Origin of the sequence: Nocardia sp. NBC_01009, from assembly GCF_045208035.1 — a bacterium.
GTDB lineage: Bacteria > Actinomycetota > Actinomycetes > Mycobacteriales > Mycobacteriaceae > Nocardia.
In genome coordinates this window covers 5695033-5718722 of record NZ_CP108695.1, presented here as the reverse complement: position 1 = coordinate 5718722, position 23690 = coordinate 5695033, and the positions used below count along the sequence as shown (strand labels likewise).

Here is a 23690-nt window from a genome sequence, read left to right as displayed (position 1 = left end):
TCCTGGCGGTCCCGACCGCAGGCCGGTAGCCACACGATCTCATCCCCTCGAAGGGGGACTTCTCTCGCCTACCTACACGGGTGGCCCATCTAACGGCCGAGATACTCCCGCAAGCGGGAAGTACCAACCGAGCAATCCGATAGAGCCGACGGGAGTGAAATCGTCACTCGCCGCCCGCCTCACCCAGGCCGCCGGCTCAGCACGCCATCCCGATCTACGGTGCACGTCCGGCCACTTTCACTGCTCCCGCTCTTCACCTGCGGAGTGGCTGTCTTTGCGCACATGTTTCTCATCCGAACGCCGCGGCGATCGGCCGGGGACTCGTAGGATCGAATGATGACGTTCCTCCAGGAATCCGAGGAACCTCCCGACCTCGGCAAGATCGAGAATCGGGCACCGTCGGTCGCCCAGATACTGGTCGACCGCGTCGCCGCAACTCCAGACGTAGAGGCATTCCGATTCCCCGACGGCGAGGGTTGGACCAGTGTGTCCTGGCAGCAGGTCGGTGACCGAATCAACATCCTCGCCGCCGGATTGATCGCGCTGGGAATCGACGCTCAGGACCGGATCGCGCTCGTGTCGTCCACACGGTATGAATGGGTGCTCGTCGATTTCGCGGTGATGTGCGCCGGTGCGGCCACCACCACCGTTTACCCCACCACCAATGCCACCGGCGTCACGTTCATCGTCGCCAACTCGGGCAGCCGTGTCGTTGTTGCCGAGAATCAGACCCAGGTCGACAAACTGATCGAGCACCGCGCCGAACTGCCTGACGTGCAACAGGTAGTGATCTTCGACGGCGAGGGCGACGGAAACTGGGTGATCACTCTCGACGACCTCGAAGAGCAGGGACGGAATCTGCTTGCCGGATCTCCCGATGCGGTGGTCGACCGCATCCGCGAGATCCGGCCCGAGCACCTGGGCAGCATCATGTACACCTCCGGGACGACCGGCACCCCGAAGGGGGTTCGGCTACCGCATTCCGCATGGACCTACAGCGCCGCCGCGATCGATGCCCTGAACGTTCTCGGCCCGGACGACCTGAACTTTCTGTGGCTGCCGCTGTCTCACGCGTTCGGCAAGGTGATGTTGGCACTGTCACCGCTGATCGGCTTTCCGACGGCAATCGACGGCCGGGTCGACAAGATCGTGGAGAACCTTGCGATACTGCACCCCACCATCGTGGGGGCCGCTCCTCGCATTTTCGAGAAGGCGCATGCGCGTATCGAGGGCATGGTGGCCGAAGAAGGCGGGATCAAGAAGAAGATCTTCGACTGGGCGATCGGGGTTGGCCTGAAGGTCTCGCGTGCCACACAAGCCGGCGAGAATCCGCCGCTGCTCGTTTCATTGCAGCACAAAGTTGCGGACAGGCTGGTGCTATCCACCATCCGTGAACGCTTCGGTGGTCGGCTGCGGTACTTCGTCTCGGCAGCAGCCCCTTTGGACCGCGATGTCGCGCAGTGGTTCGACGCGATCGGCATCATCGTGCTCGAGGGCTACGGCCTGACCGAGACCGCCGCCGCCTCGTTCATCAACCGCCCAGGTGCTTACCGGTTCGGTACCGTCGGCAAGCCGTTCCCCGGCACCGAGGTCAAGATCGCCGAGGACGGCGAGATCCTGCTCAAAAGCCCGGGGGTGATGAGCGGCTATCACGACCGCCCCGACGCCACCGCCGAGGCTTTCGACGCGGACGGCTGGTTCCGCACCGGCGACATCGGCGAGATCGACGCCGACGGCTTCCTGCACATCACCGATCGCAAGAAAGACTTGTTCAAGACCTCGCAAGGCAAGTACGTCGCACCCTCCGCGATTGCCGCGACGTTCAAGGGACTCTGTCCGTACGCCGGAGAATTCATCGTCTACGGAGAGACCCGACCCTATTGCGTCGCCTTGGTCGGTCTCGATGCCCCGGCCATTACCGAATGGGCCGACAAGCACGACTTGGCTGACATGCCGCTCGCCGAAATCGCGCGGGACAAGAAGACCCACGACGTGATCGCCGGTTACATCGATGACCTGAACGCCCAACTCAATCGCTGGGAACAGATCAAGAGATTCGGCATTATCGACCGCGAACTGTCCGTCGAGGCAGGTGATCTCACACCGAGTATGAAGCTGCGCCGCAGGATAGTCGTCGACAATCTCGCGGACCGCATCGACGCCCTCTATGACTGAGGTCGATCGAGGGTGGTCGCTGCTCATACGTCTGGTTGGGGGCGCGCGCCAACTCAGCAAGTATGCCCGGATCCAATCCGGGCGTCGCGAAACCTTCACCGGCTTCGGCTGCCATCAACAGGAGGTCACCCAGCGGCGAGGATAAGCGACGACCGGGGTGAGGTTGACCGGCGTTCGCCCCAGCCTCTGAGTGCGCGATTGTCGTCCATGTGTTGATGTCTTCGTGCAGGGATGCGATTGCGGATCGCAGTTTTGTCGTGGCGTCGGCGGCGATCGGCTCGAGCGCGGCTTCGCCGGTGACCTGGACCATCACCTGCGGATTCATCGCTTCGGCGATGTCCGAGTTGTCCATAGCCAGGTCTTGGCGCACGATGACATTGCACGGTAGTAGCAGTCCGATCTGACGATCCACCTCGACCGCGCGATGCGCCAGCGGTGGGTTACAGGCACCGAGGATGAGGTAGTCCTCCATCTCTTCGCCGAGCTTGGCCTTCAACGTCGCCTTCATGTCGATTTCGGTCAGAACGCCGAAACCCTGCTCGGACAGGGCTTTACGGGTGCGTTCGACGGCGTCGGCGAAGTTGGTGTGCAGAGTGGTCGACAAGGCCAGATTCATGGTGGGTCTGCTTTCTGCCGCGGATGGCACGTCTGGGCTGATGTATTCACGCGAGGGCTAGGAACAGTTTCTCCAGTTCGGCTTCGGTCATCGGTGTAGTGCCTTCAGGGGCTTGCCCGCTGAGGCATTCCCGCAGTCCGGTGGCGACGATCTTGAAACCAGCCTTGTCCAGTGCGCGTGACACGGCGGCGAGCTGAGTGGCAACGTCTTTGCAGTCGCGGCCTTGCTCGATCATGGACTTCACTCCGGCGAGCTGGCCGTGCGCGCGGCGCAACCGCCGCCCAGGAGGGCATCGACGCGACCGGTGCGGACACGGACACCGCGCGGCGGCTGCACGAAATGCAGGACTTCTACACCTACATGACCAACGAACTGGTTCCGCTCATCGACCGCTGGCGCGAGCAGTACGCCGCCGATCACGACTGACTCCTGGCGGAGGGCGGTGTTGACGCGCCGTGAGCATTCACTCGCGTTCAAAGAATCGCGCCATGGCCAAGAGCGCGAGTTTCCCCGCGCGCACCGCGCGGTAGCGCACGAACGACCAGAGAAACACATCGAGATTGTCGAACCGTTTACCGCCTTCGACCACCTCCTCCTCGTGAAACCACACGGCCACTAGGCCATTGGTGAGCACGACATACAGATTGCCGCCACCATCCGCACCGATCGAATACACATCGTCGTCGGTGAGCTCGGTTATGTAGTCCGAATCCCTTATGCCACAATTGTTTCCGGCGAAATCGAACCCGTAGCACCAGGAGAGGATATCCAAGAACTGCGGCAATCGGCCCGAGCGCACCCGTCGGTCGAACGCGGCCAACGCCGCCGCGTCGGCGGGAGTCAGGTCAGCGAGAAAAGGTGCCCATTGCGTTCGCGCGGTGGCCATCCTGGTTTCGCGTTCGTGGGTTACCAGCCGGGTGTCAGCAGTCGGCGAGGTTCGCGTCGGGACGGACGTGATACCGAGGCGGCAGTCCGAATTCGTGCACGATCGCTCCTCTTCGGCGACGCTGCCGGAAGTCGCACGGTGCGCTCGACCTGAGCAAGCGGCGCACAACCGGTTATGAACCGAACGACATCGGCGCGGCGATGGCTGTTGGCAGTTTTGCGCGAGGACCAAAGTCCTCATAGAAGTCAGGCCACTGCGACATGTGAGATTCGCGGGCCCATGGCCTGTTACCTAAGGTTCCCCCGCTAAGCCGGAGAGCGAGTTATCTGGTTCCGGCTGGAACCTGTTGATGGTAACTAGCTTCGAACTCGTCCGGTGATCGCCAACCCAGCTTCCTCTGGATGCGTTGGGAGTTGTACCAGCCGTCGATATAGACGAACAACGCGTTCTCGGCCTCGTCGCGGGTCTGCCACGCACGGCGGTAGACCAGCTCGGTCTTCAACGTGGAGAAGAAATTCTCCATCAACGCGTTGATGCTCCTATAGCTGTCAAGTGGCTGATTCTGCGGGTCGACGGGCCTGTCGGAGGGGTCGCATGAGTGCCCAGACTTCGCGGGCGAGAAGGCGTTTGAGGCAGCGGATGATCTCGGCTTTTGTCTTGCCCTCGGCGGTGCGGCGGGCGACGTAGGCTTTGGTCGGTTCGTGATGTTGCATGCGGACGATGACGGTTCGGTAGAGCGCGGAGTTGGCTTGTCGGTGGCCACCACGGTTGAGCCGGTAGCGGACAGTCTTGCCCGAGGATGCTGGGATTGGGCAGACACCGCATAGTTTCGCCCATGCCGCCTCGGTTCGGATTCGGTCGGGGTTGTCGCCGGCGACGATCAGCATCTCGGCGGCTGTGTCGACACCGATACCGAATGCGGCCGTCAGTTGTGGTGCGATCGAAGCGGTGAGCTCGTCGAGCAGTTGCTCGTGAGCGCTGATCTCTTCCTGCAGTTGCTCCCAGCGTCGAGCGATCGCGCGCAGCGTGTGTTTGGTGGCCGCTTCGACGGTGGTGACCGGGCCGGGCCGCAGGCCGGCGCATCGATGTATCAGCGCCATTTTCGACAGCGGCTGCAACTGTTCACGAAGCTCGTCGGGGGCGTTCACCAGTATGCTTTTCAGTGAAATCATTGCTGCTGCACGAGCTTTGACCGCAACATCCTTGGCGACTTTGATCTGGCGGATCATCTCGACGACGCCGTCGGCGGTCTTCGGGGTGGCGTCGGCGTAGCCGGCCAGCACGGCTCGTGCCGCATTTTCCGCGTCGATGAAATCGGACTTGCCGCGCAGTCGCCGATCACGCCGGTCGGTCCGCAGTACCTCGATCACACCGATATCGGCGCGGCGGACTGCGGCAGTCAGCCCTGCCCCGTAAGAGCCGGTGCCCTCGATCGCGAACGTGCGTAGATGCCCCAAACTCGTTGCCCAGTCGATGAGTTCCTGATATCCGGTGCGGTCGGCGGTGAACTTTCCGGTGGCCAGGACGCCCCCGAAGTCGTCGAGTGCCGCAGCAACATGGAAGTGCTTGTGGGTGTCGACGCCGATGACGACTCGACCCCGGCGTGGCGGGTTTGTCATGCTTGTCCTGCGACCTTTCAGCGGGTTGTGACGCTGGCCGGTCGGGTGGACGGGACTGTGATGGGACCTGGTGAGGTCAGGCTCCTATGAGGTCACTGCCCGCCCGGTCAGCACCAGGTGGTGAGACCGTCTGGTGGACGACAGATCAACAGCCAGGACACCCGAACCGCGGGGTCAGTCGTAAGCAAGAGTCAGGCCACCAGGCGGCCGAATTCATTCTCACAGTCGTAGGAATCCCCGACCGAACCCATCGATTGCGCAATCCCGTTGTCGGCCAACCGGTTCGCGAACCTGATCGCGGTGTAGGTCGACCCCCTGTCGGAATGATGGATCAGTTCACCGTCACGGACATCGCGGGACCAGACACCGTATTCCAGGGCGCCGAGCACGAGATCGGTGTCGCAGCGGTCGGAGGTTTTCCATCCGACGATCCGGTTGGAGAAGGCATCGCGGACCGCGGCCAGCCAGAACACGCCCTCCCCGACCGGGATACGGGTCGCATCGGCCACCCACAGCTTGTTCGGAGCGTCGGCGGTGAAGTTCCGCTCGACCAGATCCGGCGCCGGCCTCGCCCGCGGATCCTGTTTGGTGGACCCGATCCGCCACTTGCGGCGCAGGAACGCCCCCTGCAATCCGGCCTGACGCATCAGCCGCTCCACACGTTTGCGACCGACACCGATACCGCGCCGCGCCAGCACCGCATGCACGCGCGGGGAACCGTAGGTGCCGCCGGAACTGGTGTGAATATCGACGATCTCAGCCAGCAGTTGCTGGTCTTCGAGCTGCCGCGCCGACGGCTCGACGGCGCGCTTGTTCCACTCGTAGAACGTCGAAGACGCAATCTCGAGAACCCGTAGTACGAGCTCGACCGGGTACTGCGGATGGTCTTTCACGAACCGCACGATCACCTCCGGGTCTGGTCGAGCTCCGAGGCGAAATATGCACTCGCAGAACGCAACACCGCGTTGACCCGCTCTAACTCCGCGACCCGCTTCTTCAACGCCCGGTTCTCTTCGACCATGTCGGTCGACGGCCGATCGGCACGTTCACCGGCATCGGCCTCGGCTTGGCGGATCCAGTTCCGCAACGCTTCGTGATGCACCCCGAGCTGCGCGGCGAGCTTGCGGACCGTCGGCTTGGGATCGGACTCCCGATACAACCGGACCGCCCGCGCCTTCAACTCGTCGGGGTACTTCTTCGGTGCTGCCACAAGGGACTCCTTCCTGGTCCTATCGGACCATGCTCAGAGCCCTCCGAGAAAGCGGGGGAACCTCAACCTTCAATCCGCCAGGGTCCAGCTCGGCTCCGTGTCGCGCGGATGCGGTCTTCCAGTCCGTCGATCGCCGCGTGCGACGACCAGCCCGATCCCGGCAGGGAACGTGTGGTGGCGGATTGACTGCACAGCGCTCAGGCTCGGTAACTGGCAGCGGCTTCGGGCATCAGCAGATTCATCTGGCAGTCCCTTGTTGGGTGTCTGGTATTGGCGAGACGGCGAAGCTCGAAGCGATCCGTTACGTTTCCCGTCGGCTCTTTCGGATTGCTCCGCGGCCATTTCCCGCTTGCGGGAGTACAGGTATGTCCGGGTGTACCTGGCTGTCGGCGACGAGTTCGAGATCGAAGTGCGCGGTGGCACCGTCGTATCGGAGCGCCTCGTGCCACCCCTGTTCGGTGATGATCGCGAGCATGAGGGTGTTTTCCGCGAGTATTTCGGCGGTCAGGTGTGCCACCCCGTGCAGGTAGGCGGCCGTGCCCAGTTGCCGAACGAGCAATGTGCCGATGCCGTGTCGCTGGTCGTGCGCAGTGACCGCGAGTGCCATTTCCGCAGTGATGTGTCCCGGGGTGGTGTCGATGATGACGTAATTTGCGACCCCGGCCAGGTCTTCACCATCGAAAGCGCCGAGCGCGAGGTGAGTGAGGTCTTGCCGGCACAGTTGTTCGGCGAACTCGTCGATACGCTTCGGGCGGGCGCTGAAGAACCGAAGATGAGCATCGTGCGCGGACATCTGCTCGTGCAGAGCCACGACCGCGTCCCGGTCGTTGAGCGTGAGCGCACGGACGGTTATACCGGAGATCGGCGTGGCTGACGGTGTCGCTGCGGTACGAGCAGTGGACGCGAACGGATCCGCGCCGGGGCCCATCGGGGACATCCTTGACGGGCAGATCATGACGGGGCACGGGCTGCGGCCGAACAAGTGCGAACCGAAACTGGGTGCTTGCGAGACAGGCGCGTGGTCATCGGTTCCGGTAACCACAAGTTGCGCACCTGTCGCGCGTTTGCTCAACGCCTGATACGAGATGTCGACAGGGGCGGTCACGGTGACATCGGGGAAGACCTGTCGTGCCGCGGCCAGTTGGACGTCGAGGGAGCCCCGCTCAGTGGGAGTGACCGAAATGGGTGCTGCGGGGGTGGCCGGAGCGGCTGTTTCGGGTTGCTCCGGTCGGGCGTACACGGCGATGACTGGTGCACCGAACAGGTGGGCGTAGTCGAACGCGGCGAGGGCGGCGCCGGAGCTGTCGATGTCATCGTTCACGGCGAGGACCACGGGGCGCTGATCGGGGAGTTGGCCGGTTTGTCCCCGCCAGACGGTCACCGGGCAAGTGATGTGTTCGGTGATAGTCGTTGTGTGGGAGGTGGCCGCCGGCACGTCGAGGCCCCTCGCGTCGGGATGGCCGAGGACGACCATCCGGGCGTCCTCTCCCGCAGTGGCCAATGCGTGCGCGGCTGGTCTGTCGATCAAGTCACCACTGATCTCGAGGTCGGGATAATTGCGGCGTACGACCGCGACGGCGTCGTCGACGACCGCCGCCGCCTTGGGGCCCGTCGGTGGCATGTCCGCCGACGCGTCGCGGGTGGCGGTAGCGATGTAGACGATCCGCAGGGGACAGTGCAGCCGTTCGGCGAGGCGTGCGGACCAAAGGGCGGCGTCGTGCCCGATCGGTGGTTGGTCGACAGTCACTACGATCGGGGAGTTTCCGTGTGCGGTCATGCCCTCTCCCGCCGTGAGAATTGACCGGTTCTGCGGGATGTGATTGCGCGGTCGATCAGCGTTGCGCCGTCCGCTGGGGAAGGTGACCCGTTTCCCATGCTGGCGCCAAGCCAGCACGCACACCGCAATGTCGATGACGTTGGACAAGATCATCGCCGTGTCGGCGTCGCGACACCCGGCGACGATCCAGGGCGAGCCGATCACCGGCCGGCCAGCGACATCAGCCGGTCGGCGACCTGAGCCGTAGATTGTCCGGCCGGCCGGGCCGGGTGGGTGCGTCAGTTGCCGGGTGAGGCCTTTGGGGCGCAAATCGCTTCGACGAACTGGCCCACGGTGTGCTCGGGGAGGTGTCGGGCGATGTCGGCCTCGCTGATCATGCCGACCAACCGGTGATCGTCGAGAACAGGTAGCCGGCGGACCTGATGTTCCTCCATGACGGCCAGAATTTCGTCCACACTTGCCGCGGCATCGACGTGATAGGTGCGGCCCTGAGCAAGTTCCCCGGCGGTCATCGTGGCCGGGTCCCGTACGTCGGCGATGCATCTGAGGACGATGTCGCGGTCGGTGATAATGCCGTGCAGGCGGTCGTCGTCACCACAGATCGGTAGTGCTCCCACATCCAGTTCACGCATGCGTTGCGCGGCGGTGGTGAGGCTGTCGTGTTCGCCGATACAGGTCGCACCGGTGTGCATGATGTCTCGGGCTTCGGTCATGATGGTGATCCTCCAATGGCTGTCGATTAATACGGTGCCGGCATTCCGCCGATCTTCTTCGGCGCTCGCCAGCTTTGGCGACCGCACGGGTCAGCAAATAGATGCCCAGCCCGGCGGCGGCCAAGGTGGCGGTGTTCCAGGCTCCGGTCGCTGCGAGCGCGAGCCGCAGTGCGACCGTTCACCAGCACCGACCAGTGCGCACCGATGCGGATCCCGACAAGCCGGCCGAGCGGAAACGTCTGACGCACCATCAGCGCCTTTCATGGGTGGATCGTGGTGTACCGTGCCTGCGGCAATCCGAGACTGCGTGCGATGGTGTCGGTCCACGCGCGGATCGCGTCCCAGTCGCGGAGATCTCCATAGCGAGGGCCACCCATCAGCCGGTAGCGGATGCGGGCGCGTAGTGAGATACCTTCCCCTTCGTAATATCCTGCGAATGCGCGGTATTCGTGCGCGGCGATCGAATCACGCAGTGCGGCGATTCTTCTTCGGGACGATACGGCCGACGCGGCGACCGACCGGTCCGCGCAAGGCCGGGCCCAGGCCCACGCTGAACAGCCAGACGTCCCGGTCGTCGAGGTCGCGGCGGTGGGCGTGCACGTAGTCGACGGCGGAGGGCAGGAAATCCATGTCGTGTACGGCGCTGCCAAGTACGACGGTGTCGAAGCGGGATAGATCGGGGGCGTGGTCGATATCGGCGAGCTCGACAGTTGCGTCGCGTCCCGCTAGTTCGGTGCCGATGAATTCAGCGATGTCACGGGTCGATCCGTGCTCGGTCGCATACACGACCGCGATGCGATGCTTTCCTGTTTCATACCGAAGAGCCTGCCCGTAAGGGCGTTCGTCGGTGAGGGGCATCCTGCCCACGCCAGCAGGACCATGGTCACCCAAACGGTCGTAACGGCCTGGCCCGTCGTCGCGCGTGGTGCGGGGAGTGGAGGGTGATGTCGGCGATCACGGTGTCGTCCGCCGCGGTGGGCGTGCCGATATGCGCGGTGGCCGCGCGATATCGTCGTCCGGTCTCGGTCGTCGGCGGCGGGGCGGGCAGACCATGGTCGGGCAGGGGCTGTGGCGAAACAGGTACGGGCTTACCGACGCGCCGGCGCCAGCGGGCATGCGCCTTCGGCCATGGGTTCCGATAACAACCAGTTGTGCGTCCGCGGCGCGTTCGATCAGCGCTTGCGGTGGTGGCTCGGATACGACGGTGGCGGTGACGGCGACGTCGGGGAACGCCTGTCGTGCCGCGGACAGGGTTTCGTCGAGGGTGTCCTGCTCGGGGTGCAGGTCGGGGACTGTCGTCAGGTCTGGTGGCGGTCGGGCGGGGCGGGAGTGCACCGCGACGAGTGGTGCGGCGAACAGGTGCGCGTACTCGAACGCCATGCGGGTGGCTTCGGCGCTGTCGGCGTCTTCGTCGACACCGAGGACCACGGGCCGCCGATCCGGTAGCTGCCCGGATTCTCCCCGCCAAACGGTGACCGGACATGTGGTGTGTTCGGTGATGGTGCTGGCCCGCGAGGTGGCCGCGAGGACATCAGTGGTTCCGGCATCGGGGTGCCCGAGTACGAGCATCCGGGCCCCCTTCCCGATGGTGGCCAACACCTGGGTGGCCGGTCCCTCGATCAGCTCACCGATCAGTTCGAGATCGGGGGAACATCGACGGACGGCCGCGATTGCTGCGTCGAGGACCGCTGTCGCGCGCGCGTGCGCCGACATGAGGATCGGGACGTGGTGGGGCCGGACGATGTCCGCAACCATGGGATGCGCCTCGGGTGCGATGTAGACGATGTGAAGGGAACAGTGCAGGCGTTCGGCGAGAGCGGCCGACCACAGGGCCGCGTCGTGCCCGATCGGGGGTCGGTCGACGGTGACCACGATTCCCTCATTCTTGTGTGCGCTCATGCGCGTCTCCTCGGCACAGTCCCCTCGGTTGGTGATCGCAGCGGCCATTCGACCACCTGTGCCCCACGCGGTCGGTGTTTTCGCGAATGTCATCGGTCGAAAATCCTTGGCGCGCCGTGATATCCGGTGGGTTCCACACCGCCTGAGCCGCAAGGTCTGGTAGATCTGCGGCGGGTCAGTCCGGCGTATGCGCTTTGACCGCGGTGCTCGCCGTCCCGTTGTGTATCGGTGTCGACACCGGCGGGGTCGTCGTCGGCGTCTGGACGGTGGGGGTCAGGGTTGTGGAGGCGGTGGTTTCGCGGGCGAAGAAGGCGCCGATGTCGCCGATCGCGCTCATCAGTGGTGCCGGGAACACGACGGTGGTGTTCTTGTCGACGCCCAGTTCGAGGAGGGTCTGCAGGTTGCGTAGTTGGAGGGCCAGCGGGTGGGCCATCATGGTGTCAGAGGCGTCGCCGAGTGCTGCTGCGGCCATGGATTCGCCTTCGGCGGCAATGATTTTGGCTCGCTTCTCCCGTTCGGCTTCGGCTTGGCGGGCCATGGCCCGTTTCATGGTGTCGGGCAGTTGGATGTCCTTCAGCTCGACCAGGGTGACTTCGACACCCCACTCCAGAGTGGTGGTGTCGAGGATCTGCCGGATGTCTGCGTTGATGGTGTCGGTCTCGGCGAGTGCTTGGTCGAGGGTGTGTTGTCCGACAACCTTGCGGAGCGTGGTTTGGGCGATCTGGTCGATGGCGGCGTAGACGTTTTCGATGGCGACGACCGATTTCTCGGCGTCGACAACGCGGAAGTAGGCGACGGCGGAGATGTCTACGCTGACGTTGTCTCGGGTGATGATGCCTTGGGATTGAATCGGCATGGTGATGATGCGCATCGACACCTTCCGTAGTCGATCGACGACCGGGATGATGAACCTCAGCCCAGGCTCTCGGACTGCGATCACGCGTCCGAGGCGGAACAGCACTCCTTTTTCATATTGGGTCACCACTCGAATCGACATCCACAGCACGATCAGTGCCACGATGAGCACTGCGAAAGCAAACACGAGTGCATTCACAACTTCTCCTTATCGACGCGAATTCGCGTCGGCATCTGAAACGGGGTGGTTGACGGTGGTGCCGATCATGCCGACGTGCCGACTACCAGCGGCCGGCTCGGCGCGGATACCCGTGACGATCGCGGCTCGCCATCTTCAGAATGCGGCCCGCGTACACCGATTTCACAGTGCCGAACGGCACCGCCCGCTGGGTACTTCGTCGCCGGGGGCGAAGAAGCCCGGCAAGCCTTCTGAATTTGAAGACCGCAGCCATGTGCGGCGCGCCACGCGCTGGATCGCTTCGGCGAGGAGTTCGCGGTGATATTGCTCGCGACGCCGTAGCTCGCGGCGGAGGTCGGTCTCATGCTCCGAGATCGACGATGGCTTCACGATAGGCATGCTCGGTGCGGGTAAGCCATTGCGCCGATTCATCGGCCGATGGTGCGACGTCGCTGTGGGGCAGAGTCCGAATGGCTGTGGTGGATTCATCGCGGCACCAGCAGGTACATCACCAGCGCGGCGGTGAACCTTGTCGCCGTGGTGACCCGCCACCCAGAAACATCGAACTGGCACGATTCGTGATTCCGGCCCGGTCGTCGTGGGCGTCCGAACGGCGCACCGACTCGCCGTCCATGTCTGGAGCGACCGGGATTTCGGGCGTTTCGCTGGACGCGACAATCTGCTGCTACCCGACGCCGACTTGGACGAGGCCGAGTGGGCGATCCTTGCCGAACGGCTCGCCGGATGGCAGGAGAGATATCCGGATGTGCCAGTCGGCCGCAGGGTGTACCCGGATGCACCGGCAGAGCTGCTGGCGACGTGGTCGAAATCGGCTCAGCTGGTGGTGGTCGGGAGCCGCGGCAGAGAAGGCCTTCGCGGCTTACTGAATGGCTCGACCTGCAGTGCACTCGTGCGGCACGCCCACTGCCCAGTGATGGTTGCCCACCCGGCAGATCGTTGACGATGCCGATGGTGGGGGCCGGAGCAGGTTGTTGGGCACGGATGCCATGGTGGCCGCATCGTCTTGGCCTTCGGCTGGGGTGCGTTGCACGGCAACCCAGGTCTGTGACCCCGCAGCCGAGGTCACGGGCCCATCACACGCACGCCATCGCCGGCTGTCGCAGAGTCGTGCAGACCGGCTTTCATTCGGGCCCAAGGTCACCCGAGTAGAGGTCCGTTGCATCGTGTGCCAGGCCGCATCGGCACATGATGCTGACAGGTACCGAAACACCGTCGACATCATCCACCTGCGAGGTGACTTCGAATGCATGCACGTGACATCCTCAGCCGCCCGGTCGTCACGGTCCGGCCGGAAACACCTCTGACCGAGGCCATCGGGCTGCTCACCGAGCATGGATTCGCCGCACTCCCGGTCGTCGACGAGCGTTTCCGGGTGATCGGCCTGCTCTCTGAATCCGATGCGCTGGCCGCGAAGTCCGCCGCACAGTCTGCGGTGGTCGAGGCGGTGATGGCAGTGCCGGTGCAGGTGGTCCACCCGGGTACCGATATCGCCACCGTCGCCACCGAGATGCTCGCCGGACGGCTGCGTTCGATGCCGGTGGTCGAGGCGGGCATTCTGGTCGGCATCGTCTCCCGACGAGATCTGCTGCGCACCTTGATCAATGACGACGCCACGATCGAAGCCAAGATCCGAGCCCTGCTCGACGACTATGCGGGCAGCCGCAAAGAATGGACCATCGACGTGGCATCCGGCCGAGTCACCATCCGCGGCAACCGCATCGATCCCACCGAAGAACGCGTCATCACCACCCTTGCTCGCACCGTATCCGGCGTCGACCACGTCAAGGTGCTCGACTAGGAGGCGCCGGGGCGCACCGCTGTGCCGCTCCCGGAATGGTTGTAGCAGTAGCCATTTCACTACCGTACGGTGCAGGCGACGTCCCTGTCGTTATTCGAGTAGCCCATCTTTGGAGGAACAATGAGCAGCCTCTCTGATCTCAGCCCGACCGAACGTCAGCTCGTTGCCGGGAAGGCCGTGGACGACCTCGGCTCGGACCGAGACGACCACGTCCTGCTGCAGGTTCGCTGCGGTCGTAGTCACCACGTCGCAACGGTTTTCGATACAGCTCTGGGCGCGGTGTACGAGTCGTTGGTCGGCCAGCACGCCCATGGGCAGCGCGATTTCATCGACGAGGCACACCACGCGGGTCGGCACGGCACCCGCTACACCGATATCTTGCGTGGCGACCGCTTCAGCGATGACCTCGTTCCTGCCTACTGCGAGTGCGGTATGCACGAACTGTCACGAACCGAGCTGGGGCATGCCATCGATGCGCACCGGCACATGATCCAGTTGACCTGATCGCCCGCGGCGGAGATCGGTTATCCGTGTGGCTCGCGCTCAACCAGCTCGACGAATTGTGAACATGTCGAGTAGGGGCCGTCGCGGGGTGGGCGGTGGCTCCGGCTCGTCCGGTGCGGTGCCGATGCGGATGAGGACCTGCGGCACGGACGGGTGAGCGATCAGACCTGCCATAACTTTTCGGCCCGTCGTGGTTTCGGTGATGTGAGTGAGCGCGCACGTGGTCAGCCCGAACACCGTGCATTCCAACAGGACCGCTGAGAGCGCTTCTCCGGTATGCAGCCATTCCCCCACGGTCTCACCGGGTGAGCTGAGCACCACCAGCCGGGCGCGGTCTCGGAGGTCGGCCCGGCGCATCGAGTGCGCGACGGACGGAAACGCGCGCGCGACGCCGACCCGGGCAGCCTCGGCATCGGAGATCATGGCTGAGCGCGGAATACCCTCGGACGGCTGGGAATGCCCTGTCCACCAATGTAATTCGGTCTGGTACGACATGTCGTACCGATGCAGCGCCGCGGCATGCTCCGAGGCCGTCGCCAGCTGCGGCCGGGCACTCTCGTCGAGCACGTCGAGCTGGATATCGCACGCCGACACCAGGTTTCGCAGCGCGGGCACGATTTCGGCCCAGCTGTCCGGTTCGAGCATCGGCAGCCGGTCGGTGTACCGGTGATGGATGGCGTTGCTGCAGGCGCGTATTTCGGCGGGTGGGTCGGGCCACGGACGGAATCCGATCGCGGCAAGGTGCTGTGGCTGCTCGGGATCGGGCAGGCGCACGACATCGGTGTGCCAGTTGTATGCGGCGAAGACCGTGCGCACGTGATGCAACATGGCGCCGCAGCTGATCACCAGTTGGCGTCCGCGCGGGTCGGCGGCGGGCAGTTGCCGGTCGGTGTCACTGTAGAGATGCAGCCGGACGCCGTCGAATATCCAGCGCCATGGCTGGGTGTTGTGCACAGAGGGTGCGCGCGCGGCGAGCCGCATCGCTGCCAGCATCGTCGGGTGATTCGGCACCTCGGATAGCGAGACATCACTTGCGGTCATATCGGTGAGTCTGGTCGGTCGAGGCGTCCGGGGAGTACGGCCTTTGCGCACGTACTTACGGGTCTATGGTCACCGTTACGCTGCGGTACCTACGGCGAAGGCCATAGGAAGCCGGGGAGGGTCCGGTCGATCATCGTTTCGAACTCGGAGTCGATATCGAATTCCCAACCGCAGTACTGGTAGACCGACGACAAAGCGTCGTAGATCCCCATCGCGGCAAGCGATGTCAGCCACTCGATGCCATCGAGCCGGATCGTCTGTGCTCTTCGCCCGCCATCGTCCCACTCGGCGAACAGTCGGCGACGGCCGACCGGGTCCAGCGTCGGGTGGGTGTGGGTCGACAGGAGGTCGTAGACCGCTTTGGGAGCCCTCGGGTCCAGCGGCCGGTGTGCCGACTTCGCGAGCAGGGCGAAGAACCACAGCACCGTGTCCGTCGGGCCGAGGCAAACCTGACCGTGGATCGTGCGCTTGTTGAAGTCCCTGCCGGTGGTTTCCGGGAAAACGGTGGAGATCTCCGCGCGCAGCCGGGTGAAGCGCTCCTTCGCGGCGAGGTATGCGGGCCACTGCCTGCCCTGGAGGTATTCACTGATCTCTTTCTCGTACTCGGCGCTCAGATCGTTGTCGATATAGGCCCTCGCGAGTCGGTTCACCGCGGGTTCGGCCGATGGGTCGCTGCCGAGAATCCATATCGCACGCGCGCAGCTCTCGAGCAGGGAGCGCGCCAATGGCCAGGGTGAAGCCACAATCTCACCGGCGTCGTAAAGGCCCGCCAGCCCGCCACAGTGTGCGGCAGCCAGTTCGAGGTAGGTGGCGACGGCCTCGACGACCAGGCGATCGTCCCGAACGCCGACCGTACCGGCGAATACGGCAAGATCCGAAGCGGCGGCCGAACTCGGATGGACCATCCAATGATGGTCCTCGTCGATCCGCAGGTAGGTGTCCCGGCACCTGTGCAGGAGCGCCGCCAGCTCTGCGAGCCGTTCCCGCATGCTGTCCGGAACCGTCGCGTAGTACGGCATGACGGCAGCGTAGCGGGTGATGCAGGCGGGTAGCGGCGAAGAGTTCCCAGTGACAGCGGCCGGCCCGGCTTTACGAATCCGACCATGGAGTCGAACGGGTCTGTCAAGGAGACTTTCGGCTCTGTCGGGGTTGTTCGACCGGGTGGCATGGTCGGCGGGAAGAAGGGATCATGTCCAGAGCTACGTCAGGGACGGATTCGGTCGTGGGGATTTCGCTCGGCCAGCACGTGTCCGCCGCTGGAGCCGTGTCGGGGGCCAGGGTGCGATTGACCTGGCATGCGGATCCGGCGGTCGAAAAGCCGATTGTCGCCCAGGCGAATGTGGATATGGACGGCCGATCGATGCGGGTACAGGTCAAGGCCGCGGCCACGCGGGAAGCGGTTGATCTGCTGGAGGCCCGAGTGCACGGCGCTCGGCAAGACGGCCACCGAGGCAATGCAACGTATGGGTGTCACCCCCGACGCGCAGACTATGCAGCCCGGCGACGTGGCTAGTGAAATCATCGAAAAAATCGGCAATGGCCCGGTACACGTTGTCGGAGAAGCGAATCGGTCGATCGCATCCCATGTCTGGACAGTGGACCGCCGCCATCTGGTGGAAATGATGAGCGCGGCCTGGAGGCACTTCGCCGACGAGCAGGCCACATCAGGTCACTGAAGCTGCGACAACGGCGAAAGAGAACTATGCGTGCAGTCGTACTTCGAGGTGGCCCTCTTGAAGTACGAGAAACCGCCGATCCCGTTCCCGAGGCGCATCGGCCCGAGCAGAATCGGCGTCGCGCGGGCGATGGCCGGCAGGCTCCTACTGTCTCGGCGATCCTGCAGAATCCCCGCTACACCGGTTATGGAGTCTTCGGCCGATGGTCCAAGGTCGAGGAACTGTTGGACCCCGATGATGTGGCCGCGGGGCATGTGGTGCGGTTTCGTCGGTCGCGCGCTGATCGCATCGTCCGCTCACGTCGACCGGCACACCCGAAAATCGAGTCGGTCGAGGCCTTCACCGAGGCACACCTGATCCGGCGCGCCAAGGCGGGCACCAGTAACCGCTCCCGCAGTCAGCTGGAGCGAGCCCGGCAAACGACGCTGCCGCGGCCGTATCATCCCACTGACCGTTGTACTGACAGCCGCCCAGGTCAACAAGCTGATCGACTCGCTGGGCGACATGTCAGCGGTCCTCAACGCGGGCGCACTCGAGGACAAGATCGCGCTCTACACGGCGCTCAACGTTGAGATTCGATACGACCATCGACAGCAAATCGCCACAGTGTTAGCCACCCCTTGTGTGGTTAGCACTGGTGTCCGGAGGGGGATCATGCGCTAACCACACAGATCGACCTGCAGCGACGCTAGAAGACCGTCGGACTCCTCAGCCCGCACTGCCACGATTACCCAAATGTTCGATTGGGCGAATACGGGTGCGGTACGAATTCGCGGACTGGTCCCATTCCAGGCGTTGGCCCCGATCAAGGGGTGCGAAAGACGTCTACGGCAGTGCGATGTCACTGCGACGCAACAGCCAGCGCCGAATTTCATCCGCACCCCAGATGATCACCGGGAAGGGTGCGGCGATGGCGAGCATGTCCGGGGTGAGCGCTGCCGTGCCGAGTAGGTGCTGAACCGGCGGGAAATAGACGATCACGGCCGCGAGCGCGAGTTCGAACGCGATGCCCCACAACAGGAGAGGGTTGGACAGCACGCCGATCGAGCGCAGCGAGGCCCGTTCGGTGCGGGCCGCGAACGCGGTGCCGATCTGACCGGCGACGAGGCCGAAGAAGGTCATCGTGGTGGCCTGGAGGTAGGCGTGGTGCAGTGGCGTACCGGGACCTGTGGGATCGCCCGGATGCCATCCCGCGCCCAGCAGAACATAGAAGAAACCCGCCATGCCCAGTGCCGCCGCTATCGTGCCGAGGAACAGCCACGCGCGCAACACCATCGGAATCCGGATGATCGCTTCGGTGCGTCGCCGAGGCGGTCGTCGCATGAGACCGGGCTCGGCCGATTCGCGACCCAGTGCGAGCGCGGGCAGGGTTTCGGTGCCGATATCGATCGCCAGTAGCTGTAAGACGGTCAGTGGCAAGGGGATCGCACCACCCGAGAGCGCGAACACGATGAACGGGGTCACCTCGGGTGTTGCGTGGGCGAAAATGTAGAAGATGAACTTGCGAATGTTGTCGTAGACCCGCCGCCCGGCCTCGATCGCCGCGGCGATGGTCGCGAAGTTGTCGTCGGTCAGGACCATGGTCGCGGCCTCGCGGGCCACATCCGTGCCGGAGCGGCCCATCGCGATGCCGATATCGGCGCGGCGCAGGGCGGGTGCGTCGTTGACGCCATCACCGGTCATCGCCACCACATGGCCGGCATCGCGAAGTGCGTCCGCGACACGGAGTTTCGCCTCGGGTGAGGATCGAGCGAAGATCAGGTCGGGCGTCGCGGAGAGCAGGGTGTCCAGGTCGGTTTCGCTCATCCGGTCGAGCTCTTCGCCGGTCACCACGACCGGTTCGCCGCGGGTGATCCCCACCTGGGCGGCGACGGTCGCTGCGGTCAGGCCGTGGTCGCCGGTGATGACGATGATGCGGATACCCGCGCTGTGGCACGCTGCGACGGCATCGGCGACCTCGGCGCGAGGCGGGTCCGTCATCGCGACAAGTCCGAGCAATACCAGCTGCTGTTCGGCGTATTCGCGCACCGCGGGCACGGTATCGGCCGGCAGTCTGCGTTCGGCGACCGCGAGCACCCGAAGTCCTTGCCGCGCTTGCGTATCCACCAGATCCACCAGCGTTGCGCGCCGGGCGGGGTGCAACGGTTGCGGTCGGCCGTCGCCATCGAGTTCGGAAGTGCACAGCGGGAGTACTGTTTCGGGTGCGCCCTTCGTGTGCACCCAGATGCCGTCACTCGAGCTGTCGATCGTCGACATGCGCTTCCACGCTGGGTCGAAGTGAAACTGCCTCTGCCGCAGGCGCTGCCGGTCGTCAAAGTCCGTATGCGCACCCAGTGCCGCACCGGCGACGAGTATGGCGGTCTCGGTCGGATCACCCAGCGCCCGTCCAGTCTGATCGAAGCGGGCGTTGTTGCAGGCGATCATCGCGGCAGCCAGCCGAATGAGCGTCGGGTCGGCCGGGTGCGGTTGGAGGTCGTGCGCACCGGTCGACGTATGGATCACGGTGACCCGCATCCGGTTCTCGGTGAGGGTGCCGGTCTTGTCGGTGCAGATCACATCGGTCGACCCGAGTGTCTCCACTGCGCTGAGCCGCTTCACGACCGCACCGCGTCGCGCCAGGTCGCGGACGCCGATCGCCAATGCCAAGGTGATCGTCGGCAGCAGGCCCTCCGGTACATTGCCCACCAGGAGCCCGACCGCGAAGACCACCGCGTTGAGCAGCGACAGCCCGGCGCCTATGGTGGCGAGCGGTACAAACGCCGCCCCGAGCAGCAGCGAGACCAAGGCGATCAGCCAGGCGACCCGGCGCACTTGATGTTCTAGCGGGCTCTCGTCATGCCCGACCCGTTCCGACAGCGCCGCGATGCGGCCGAGCTCGGTACGCATGCCGGTGGCGAAAACGACCGCGTGCGCGTCGCCGCCGGTGCATGCCGTCCCGCTGAAGGCGATGTCCTGTGCCTGGGCCAGCGGCACACTGGTGTCCGGGGCATCGGCCGAGCGGAATACCGGGAGCGATTCTCCGGTCAGTTCGGACAGATCGACCTCGATTCCGCCCTCGAGCAGGCGGGCGTCGGCCGAGATTCGATCGCCTTCCTGGATCACCAGCACATCGCCGGGCACCACATCGACGGCATCGATCTGGGTGATCTCCCTGTCGCGCACTACCGTCGCTCGCGCCGGTAGATACGCCGCGAGTAACTCCACCGCTCGCTCGGCATGCCGCTCCTGTATAAACGCGAATGCCGCGTTGATCAGGATGACAACGATCACGGCGATGGCTACTGGTTCGATGCCGACCAGCCAGGCCAGGCCCGCGGCTGCCCATAGCAGTAGTGCCAGCGGATGGGTGAACTGCGCCAGTAGCTCACGCGGCCAGGTCCGTACGCCTCGTCGGCGCAGCGCGTTGGGACCGACGTGGATCAGCCGCCGCTGCGCCTCCCGACCGGTCAGCCCGGATCGAGAACTGCGCAGATCGCGAAGTAGGAGCTCTATCCGCTCCGTCGGATCGAGCCGCAGTCCGGACGCTCCTTCGGCCTGTTCGGCGCCGACCGCAGTGGAACTGTCCACTGGTGGCGAAACTGGCGTGTTCATACGAATCAGCGCGGTCGGGCGATGATGACCGGGATGTCGGCGGCTTGCAGGACAGCTTGGCCGACCGAGCCGAGCGTCATCTCTGCGAAGCCACCGCGTCCATGGCTGCCGACGCAATCAGCTGCCATCGTCGGTCGGTACGCCGATTGTGTCGATGAGGCGCGATGGGGCGCGTGCTGGGCGGCCTCGACGGCTGCCCACCCCACTGCGGCAGTGGCGGCGGTAGAGTCGTCGACGCCGACGATGATCGGGAGGGTCGGCTGATCAGTGGACATGTTTTGCTGCCTTTCCGTGTTGGTCTGTGAGCTATCACGGATCTCGCTCATTCGGGATGAATAGCCCCAGTGCTACCCGGGGATGGCTGGTCGACTCAGGTTCTCGAAACCACGACCTTGAGTGCGTCGGTTTCCTGTGCCCGCGCGAATACGTCGTAGGCGGAGGGGAATTCGTGCATGCCGAAGCGGTGGGTGACCAGCGCTGCCGGGTCGAGCTGTCCGGTCTGCACGAGCCGGATGAGGGTGGGTGTGGTTAAGGTGTCCACGAGTCCGGTGGTGATGGTCAGATCCCGGATCCACACATTTTCCAAATGCAAAGTGGCGGGCGCGCCGTGTACGCCGATGTTCGCGACGCGGCCTCCCGGGCGCACCAGGGCTATCGCGAGTTCGAAGGTTTCGGGAACACCGACGGCCTCCATCGCCACATCGGCGCCCAGGCCGTCGGTGATCGCGGCGACGGCGTCGCGGACATCGGTTGTGCGGCTGTTGATCACGATATCGGCGCCCAGCTTGTGTGCGGCTTCGAGGCGGTTGTCCGCGACATCGACCACGACGATGCGACCGGGACTGTAGAGCCGGGCGGTCAAGACCGCGGCCAATCCGATTGGACCGGCGCCGATGATGACCACGACATCACCGGGTTCGACGCGGCCGTTGCGGACCCCGACCTCATAGCTGGTCGGCAGGATGTCGGCCAGCATGAGCATCTGCTCGTCGGTGAGTCCGGCCGGAATACGGTAGGTCGAGGTATCGGCGAAGGGAACACGCACCAACTCGGCTTGTGTGCCATCGATCAGGTGGCCGAGAATCCAACCGCCGCCATCGAGGCATTGGCCGTACCTGCCTTCGCGGCAGAATCGGCAGCTGCCGCATGCGGAGATGCAGGAGATCAGGACGCGGTCACCGGCCTGAAGGGTCCGCACCGCGCTGCCGACGTCGGTCACGGTGCCGACGGCCTCGTGACCGAGTACACGTCCGGCGCTCACTTCGGGCACATCGCCTTTCAGGATGTGCAGATCGGTTCCGCAGATCGTGACAGCATCGACGCGGACGATGACATCAGTTCCCTGCTGAATCGTCGGGTCGGGTATTTCCTCCCATGAGGTGTTTCCTGGGCCGTGAAAGACCATTGCATGCATGACTTCTCCTTTGTCGGACTGATCGGTATCCCGCGCAGCATGTCAGTTGGTCCGACCATTCGTATCGGCGCTGTTCAGGCCTGCCGCGAGCAGAATGCGGTGTATTCGCTCGGCGGTGGAAGTCGTTCGCGCATAACCTGATTTGTCCTCCGCAACTGGCTCGGGTCCGTCGGCCAGCACGGCTACCGCTTGGCCGATCGCGTGTAGTCGATTTTCGAGGGCGGCAGGGCGTTCGAGGTAGTAGGCCCAGCGCAGTATCTCGGGCAGTTGGGCGGCCAGGTGCGCTGAGCCAGTGACGCTGATGCGGTCCCGCGCGGTAGGTATCCAGGCGCGCAGCGCGCGGGAGGAGAAGGCGCGGTCGTCGGTGTCGAGGACTGTCGGCGATGACGCGCAACCACTCCTCCGCCTTGTATATGGCGGGCGCGAAGGCATCGTCGAGACGGGGCATGGTGTCCTCCTCGGGCAGGCTCCAGGCGAATCAGGGGCGGCGTACTGCTCAGCCTGAGGTGTGCGCGGCAAGGGCCCAAGGGTCCAAAGGCGGTGCCCGGCGGGGCGATGGTCATCAGACGGCAGTGCACGATTCCAGGGTGTCGAGATGCTGCGCGGGACCGTTGCGGGTGCGCCTGCTCATTCCTCCTGGTGTGGTGGATTGAGCTACGTGGCCAGCACGGCGGACTGGGTGCGTCGTTCGACGCCGAGCTTGGTCAACAGCCGGGAGGCATAGTTCTTCACTGTCTTCTTGACTTCGAGGTCGGGGTCGGCGCTGATCAGGTCGGCAACACCGCGACGCACGATGTGGTGGTCGTCCACCAAGAACACTCTGGTCATTCTGCTGTGTCGCTGTGCAACATTCATTCAGCGTAGGGCCGACATGTCGGCGGCTATCTGGGGGCTCGCGTCGGCCCGCTGACACGATCGGCTCACACTGCGGGCCGTGTTGGTGACCCGCATCGAGGATGCGGTTGTTTTCGGTAGTCGATGGTGTTCTGTGGGCGCTTCGATTCGAGTGATGATCCGAGATCTTTGGTGGCACAGCAGTTTTCGGCGCGGATGTCGGCGGTGTAGGGTTGCCGGCATATTTCGAATGTCACTACGCGGTGCGGCGAAACCAGCGGCGGACAGCTTGCGCCGTCAGAGTTGGATGCCGACTAGCGCGATACCGTTCTGGCGGTAGGCCGTCACGGTGAAGTCCGCGGCGACGACCAACCGCATCAGCCTGGAATTCGCCGGAATCAACTCGGCGATGAATCGTTCGATGCCGCGGTCACGGGCGAGCTGCACCAGGCGGTGAAGGAGGTCGGGGCCGAAAGCGCCCGTCCGGTCGTTCTGATCGGGAGCGATGGTCATGGCGAGCTCGGCCGTCTTGGTCGTGCCGAGCACGACGAAGTTACCGAGGCCGACGATCCGGTCGTCGGTGAAAGCGCCGAGCACACAGTGTGCCGGATCGCGGATGGTGAGGGCGTGAGCGACGTTGGGTAGCTCGGTCGGACGCGGCGCGACATTTCGGAAGAGGCTGTCCTTATCGGGCATCCCAGCGTGCAGATCCGCGACGGTGGCGGTATCGGCTGGGCCGAGTGGGCGGACGGTGATGGTTTCGGTCGAGGTGATCATGCCGTGGACTCCCAGCCTCCGAGATCGAAATTGTTTCTCGAGCAAAGCATCTCTGAACGGGCGCATCGGGATGGGGCCGAAGGTCCCCAACCGAAGGACCGAACAG

At 64.5% G+C, this 23690-nt stretch carries 24 protein-coding genes and 3 pseudogenes; 5 read left to right on the top strand and 22 right to left on the bottom strand.

Annotation, left to right across the window (positions count from 1 at the left end):
* Positions 1-336: 336 nt before the first annotated feature.
* Positions 337-2175, top strand: coding sequence for an AMP-dependent synthetase/ligase (locus OHA42_RS25585; protein ID WP_406239596.1), 1839 nt, complete (start codon positions 337-339; stop codon positions 2173-2175).
* Between the two features lie 217 nt (positions 2176-2392).
* On the opposite strand, the pseudogene OHA42_RS25580 reads toward OHA42_RS25585, so the two are convergent.
* The 14 genes and pseudogenes from OHA42_RS25580 to OHA42_RS25515 form a co-directional block, all read right to left on the bottom strand.
* Positions 2393-2791, bottom strand: a pseudogene (locus OHA42_RS25580) (DUF302 domain-containing protein); the annotation flags it as partial.
* 46 nt (positions 2792-2837) lie between these two features.
* A complete protein-coding gene (locus tag OHA42_RS25575; RefSeq protein WP_406230387.1) occupies positions 2838-3065 on the bottom strand; it encodes a metal-sensitive transcriptional regulator in 228 nt (75 codons plus the stop codon).
* On the bottom strand, positions 3032-3211 hold the full coding sequence (locus tag OHA42_RS25570; protein ID WP_406239913.1) for a hypothetical protein: 180 nt from the start codon (positions 3209-3211) through the stop codon (positions 3032-3034). Before OHA42_RS25570 ends, OHA42_RS25575 begins: the two co-directional genes overlap by 34 nt.
* Before the next feature lie 43 nt (positions 3212-3254).
* Positions 3255-3611, bottom strand: coding sequence for a hypothetical protein (locus OHA42_RS25565; RefSeq protein WP_406230386.1), 357 nt, complete (start codon positions 3609-3611; stop codon positions 3255-3257).
* Between the two features lie 388 nt (positions 3612-3999).
* On the bottom strand, positions 4000-4200 hold the full coding sequence (locus tag OHA42_RS25560; protein WP_406239594.1) for an IS3 family transposase: 201 nt from the start codon (positions 4198-4200) through the stop codon (positions 4000-4002).
* 25 nt (positions 4201-4225) lie between these two features.
* Positions 4226-5296: an IS110 family transposase gene (locus OHA42_RS25555; protein ID WP_406230385.1), complete on the bottom strand. Its 1071-nt coding sequence runs from the start codon at positions 5294-5296 to the stop codon at positions 4226-4228.
* 191 nt (positions 5297-5487) lie between these two features.
* Positions 5488-6198, bottom strand: coding sequence for an IS3 family transposase (locus OHA42_RS25550; RefSeq protein ID WP_406230384.1), 711 nt, complete (start codon positions 6196-6198; stop codon positions 5488-5490).
* Positions 6199-6200: 2 nt separating this feature from the next.
* The gene (locus OHA42_RS25545) at positions 6201-6506 is read right to left on the bottom strand and encodes a transposase (RefSeq protein ID WP_406230383.1); all 306 of its coding nucleotides are present in this window, start codon (positions 6504-6506) and stop codon (positions 6201-6203) included.
* Positions 6507-6807: 301 nt separating this feature from the next.
* Complete coding sequence (locus tag OHA42_RS25540) at positions 6808-8283, bottom strand: GNAT family N-acetyltransferase (RefSeq protein WP_406230382.1); 1476 nt, start codon at positions 8281-8283, stop codon at positions 6808-6810.
* 278 nt (positions 8284-8561) lie between these two features.
* Complete coding sequence (locus tag OHA42_RS25535; RefSeq protein ID WP_406239592.1) at positions 8562-8996, bottom strand: CBS domain-containing protein; 435 nt, start codon at positions 8994-8996, stop codon at positions 8562-8564.
* Between the two features lie 465 nt (positions 8997-9461).
* Complete coding sequence (locus tag OHA42_RS25530; RefSeq protein WP_406230381.1) at positions 9462-9854, bottom strand: flavodoxin domain-containing protein; 393 nt, start codon at positions 9852-9854, stop codon at positions 9462-9464.
* Between the two features lie 96 nt (positions 9855-9950).
* Positions 9951-10895: a universal stress protein gene (locus tag OHA42_RS25525; RefSeq protein ID WP_406230380.1), complete on the bottom strand. Its 945-nt coding sequence runs from the start codon at positions 10893-10895 to the stop codon at positions 9951-9953.
* 175 nt (positions 10896-11070) lie between these two features.
* The gene (locus OHA42_RS25520; RefSeq protein ID WP_406239590.1) at positions 11071-11892 is read right to left on the bottom strand and encodes an SPFH domain-containing protein; all 822 of its coding nucleotides are present in this window, start codon (positions 11890-11892) and stop codon (positions 11071-11073) included.
* Between the two features lie 219 nt (positions 11893-12111).
* Positions 12112-12360 carry a hypothetical protein gene (locus tag OHA42_RS25515; RefSeq protein ID WP_406230379.1) on the bottom strand — a complete coding sequence of 83 codons (249 nt, stop codon included), beginning with the start codon at positions 12358-12360 and terminating at the stop codon, positions 12112-12114.
* Between the two features lie 166 nt (positions 12361-12526).
* Between OHA42_RS25515 and OHA42_RS25510 the strand changes: the two genes are divergently transcribed.
* The 3 genes from OHA42_RS25510 to OHA42_RS25500 all read left to right on the top strand — a co-directional run bounded on the left by OHA42_RS25510 (position 12527) and on the right by OHA42_RS25500 (position 14251).
* A complete protein-coding gene (locus OHA42_RS25510; RefSeq protein WP_406230378.1) occupies positions 12527-12889 on the top strand; it encodes a universal stress protein in 363 nt (120 codons plus the stop codon).
* A gap of 303 nt (positions 12890-13192) precedes the next feature.
* Positions 13193-13747 (top strand): HPP family protein, encoded by a 555-nt coding sequence (locus OHA42_RS25505; RefSeq protein ID WP_406230377.1) that lies wholly within the window; start codon positions 13193-13195, stop codon positions 13745-13747.
* Between the two features lie 120 nt (positions 13748-13867).
* Positions 13868-14251, top strand: coding sequence for a hypothetical protein (locus tag OHA42_RS25500; protein WP_406230376.1), 384 nt, complete (start codon positions 13868-13870; stop codon positions 14249-14251).
* A 39-nt stretch (positions 14252-14290) separates the two neighbouring features.
* On the opposite strand, the gene OHA42_RS25495 is transcribed toward OHA42_RS25500, so the two are convergent.
* Positions 14291-15292 carry an Acg family FMN-binding oxidoreductase gene (locus tag OHA42_RS25495; RefSeq protein ID WP_406230375.1) on the bottom strand — a complete coding sequence of 334 codons (1002 nt, stop codon included), beginning with the start codon at positions 15290-15292 and terminating at the stop codon, positions 14291-14293.
* An 89-nt stretch (positions 15293-15381) separates the two neighbouring features.
* Entirely contained in the window at positions 15382-16311 is a 930-nt protein-coding gene (locus OHA42_RS25490; RefSeq protein ID WP_406230374.1) for a hypothetical protein, read from the bottom strand.
* Between the two features lie 444 nt (positions 16312-16755).
* Between OHA42_RS25490 and OHA42_RS25485 the strand changes: the two genes are divergently transcribed.
* Positions 16756-16968: a hypothetical protein gene (locus tag OHA42_RS25485; RefSeq protein ID WP_406230373.1), complete on the top strand. Its 213-nt coding sequence runs from the start codon at positions 16756-16758 to the stop codon at positions 16966-16968.
* Positions 16969-17793: 825 nt separating this feature from the next.
* On the opposite strand, the gene OHA42_RS25480 is transcribed toward OHA42_RS25485, so the two are convergent.
* From OHA42_RS25480 to OHA42_RS25455, 6 genes and pseudogenes are all read right to left on the bottom strand, one after another.
* Positions 17794-20535, bottom strand: coding sequence for a cation-translocating P-type ATPase (locus tag OHA42_RS25480; RefSeq protein ID WP_406230372.1), 2742 nt, complete (start codon positions 20533-20535; stop codon positions 17794-17796).
* Between the two features lie 29 nt (positions 20536-20564).
* Positions 20565-20672: pseudogene (locus tag OHA42_RS25475) on the bottom strand (universal stress protein); the annotation flags it as partial.
* A gap of 257 nt (positions 20673-20929) precedes the next feature.
* Positions 20930-21973, bottom strand: a complete 1044-nt coding sequence (locus OHA42_RS25470) for a zinc-dependent alcohol dehydrogenase family protein (protein ID WP_406230371.1) — start codon at positions 21971-21973, stop codon at positions 20930-20932.
* Between the two features lie 42 nt (positions 21974-22015).
* Positions 22016-22405, bottom strand: coding sequence for a DUF2267 domain-containing protein (locus tag OHA42_RS25465; protein WP_406230370.1), 390 nt, complete (start codon positions 22403-22405; stop codon positions 22016-22018).
* Positions 22406-22627: 222 nt separating this feature from the next.
* Positions 22628-22714, bottom strand: a pseudogene (locus OHA42_RS25460) (LuxR C-terminal-related transcriptional regulator); the annotation flags it as partial.
* Positions 22715-23104: 390 nt separating this feature from the next.
* A complete protein-coding gene (locus OHA42_RS25455; RefSeq protein WP_406230369.1) occupies positions 23105-23584 on the bottom strand; it encodes a GNAT family N-acetyltransferase in 480 nt (159 codons plus the stop codon).
* Positions 23585-23690 lie beyond the last annotated feature (106 nt).

Excerpts from the sequence above, each read along its gene's own strand:
- OHA42_RS25585 (WP_406239596.1), top strand. The coding sequence starts at position 337 with ATGACGTTCCTCCAGGAATCCGAGGAACCTCCCGACCTCGGCAAGATC.
- OHA42_RS25560 (WP_406239594.1), bottom strand. The coding sequence starts at position 4,200 with ATGGAGAATTTCTTCTCCACGTTGAAGACCGAGCTGGTCTACCGCCGT.
- OHA42_RS25555 (WP_406230385.1), bottom strand. The coding sequence starts at position 5,296 with ATGACAAACCCGCCACGCCGGGGTCGAGTCGTCATCGGCGTCGACACC.
- OHA42_RS25540 (WP_406230382.1), bottom strand. The coding sequence starts at position 8,283 with ATGACCGCACACGGAAACTCCCCGATCGTAGTGACTGTCGACCAACCA.
- OHA42_RS25535 (WP_406239592.1), bottom strand. The coding sequence starts at position 8,996 with ATGACCGAAGCCCGAGACATCATGCACACCGGTGCGACCTGTATCGGC.
- OHA42_RS25530 (WP_406230381.1), bottom strand. The coding sequence starts at position 9,854 with ATGCCCCTCACCGACGAACGCCCTTACGGGCAGGCTCTTCGGTATGAA.
- OHA42_RS25525 (WP_406230380.1), bottom strand. The coding sequence starts at position 10,895 with ATGAGCGCACACAAGAATGAGGGAATCGTGGTCACCGTCGACCGACCC.
- OHA42_RS25520 (WP_406239590.1), bottom strand. The coding sequence starts at position 11,892 with ATGTCGATTCGAGTGGTGACCCAATATGAAAAAGGAGTGCTGTTCCGC.
- OHA42_RS25515 (WP_406230379.1), bottom strand. The coding sequence starts at position 12,360 with ATGAATCGGCGCAATGGCTTACCCGCACCGAGCATGCCTATCGTGAAG.
- OHA42_RS25505 (WP_406230377.1), top strand. The coding sequence starts at position 13,193 with ATGCATGCACGTGACATCCTCAGCCGCCCGGTCGTCACGGTCCGGCCG.
- OHA42_RS25500 (WP_406230376.1), top strand. The coding sequence starts at position 13,868 with ATGAGCAGCCTCTCTGATCTCAGCCCGACCGAACGTCAGCTCGTTGCC.
- OHA42_RS25495 (WP_406230375.1), bottom strand. The coding sequence starts at position 15,292 with ATGACCGCAAGTGATGTCTCGCTATCCGAGGTGCCGAATCACCCGACG.
- OHA42_RS25490 (WP_406230374.1), bottom strand. The coding sequence starts at position 16,311 with ATGCCGTACTACGCGACGGTTCCGGACAGCATGCGGGAACGGCTCGCA.
- OHA42_RS25485 (WP_406230373.1), top strand. The coding sequence starts at position 16,756 with ATGGGTGTCACCCCCGACGCGCAGACTATGCAGCCCGGCGACGTGGCT.
- OHA42_RS25470 (WP_406230371.1), bottom strand. The coding sequence starts at position 21,973 with ATGCATGCAATGGTCTTTCACGGCCCAGGAAACACCTCATGGGAGGAA.
- OHA42_RS25465 (WP_406230370.1), bottom strand. The coding sequence starts at position 22,405 with ATGCCTTCGCGCCCGCCATATACAAGGCGGAGGAGTGGTTGCGCGTCA.
- OHA42_RS25455 (WP_406230369.1), bottom strand. The coding sequence starts at position 23,584 with ATGATCACCTCGACCGAAACCATCACCGTCCGCCCACTCGGCCCAGCC.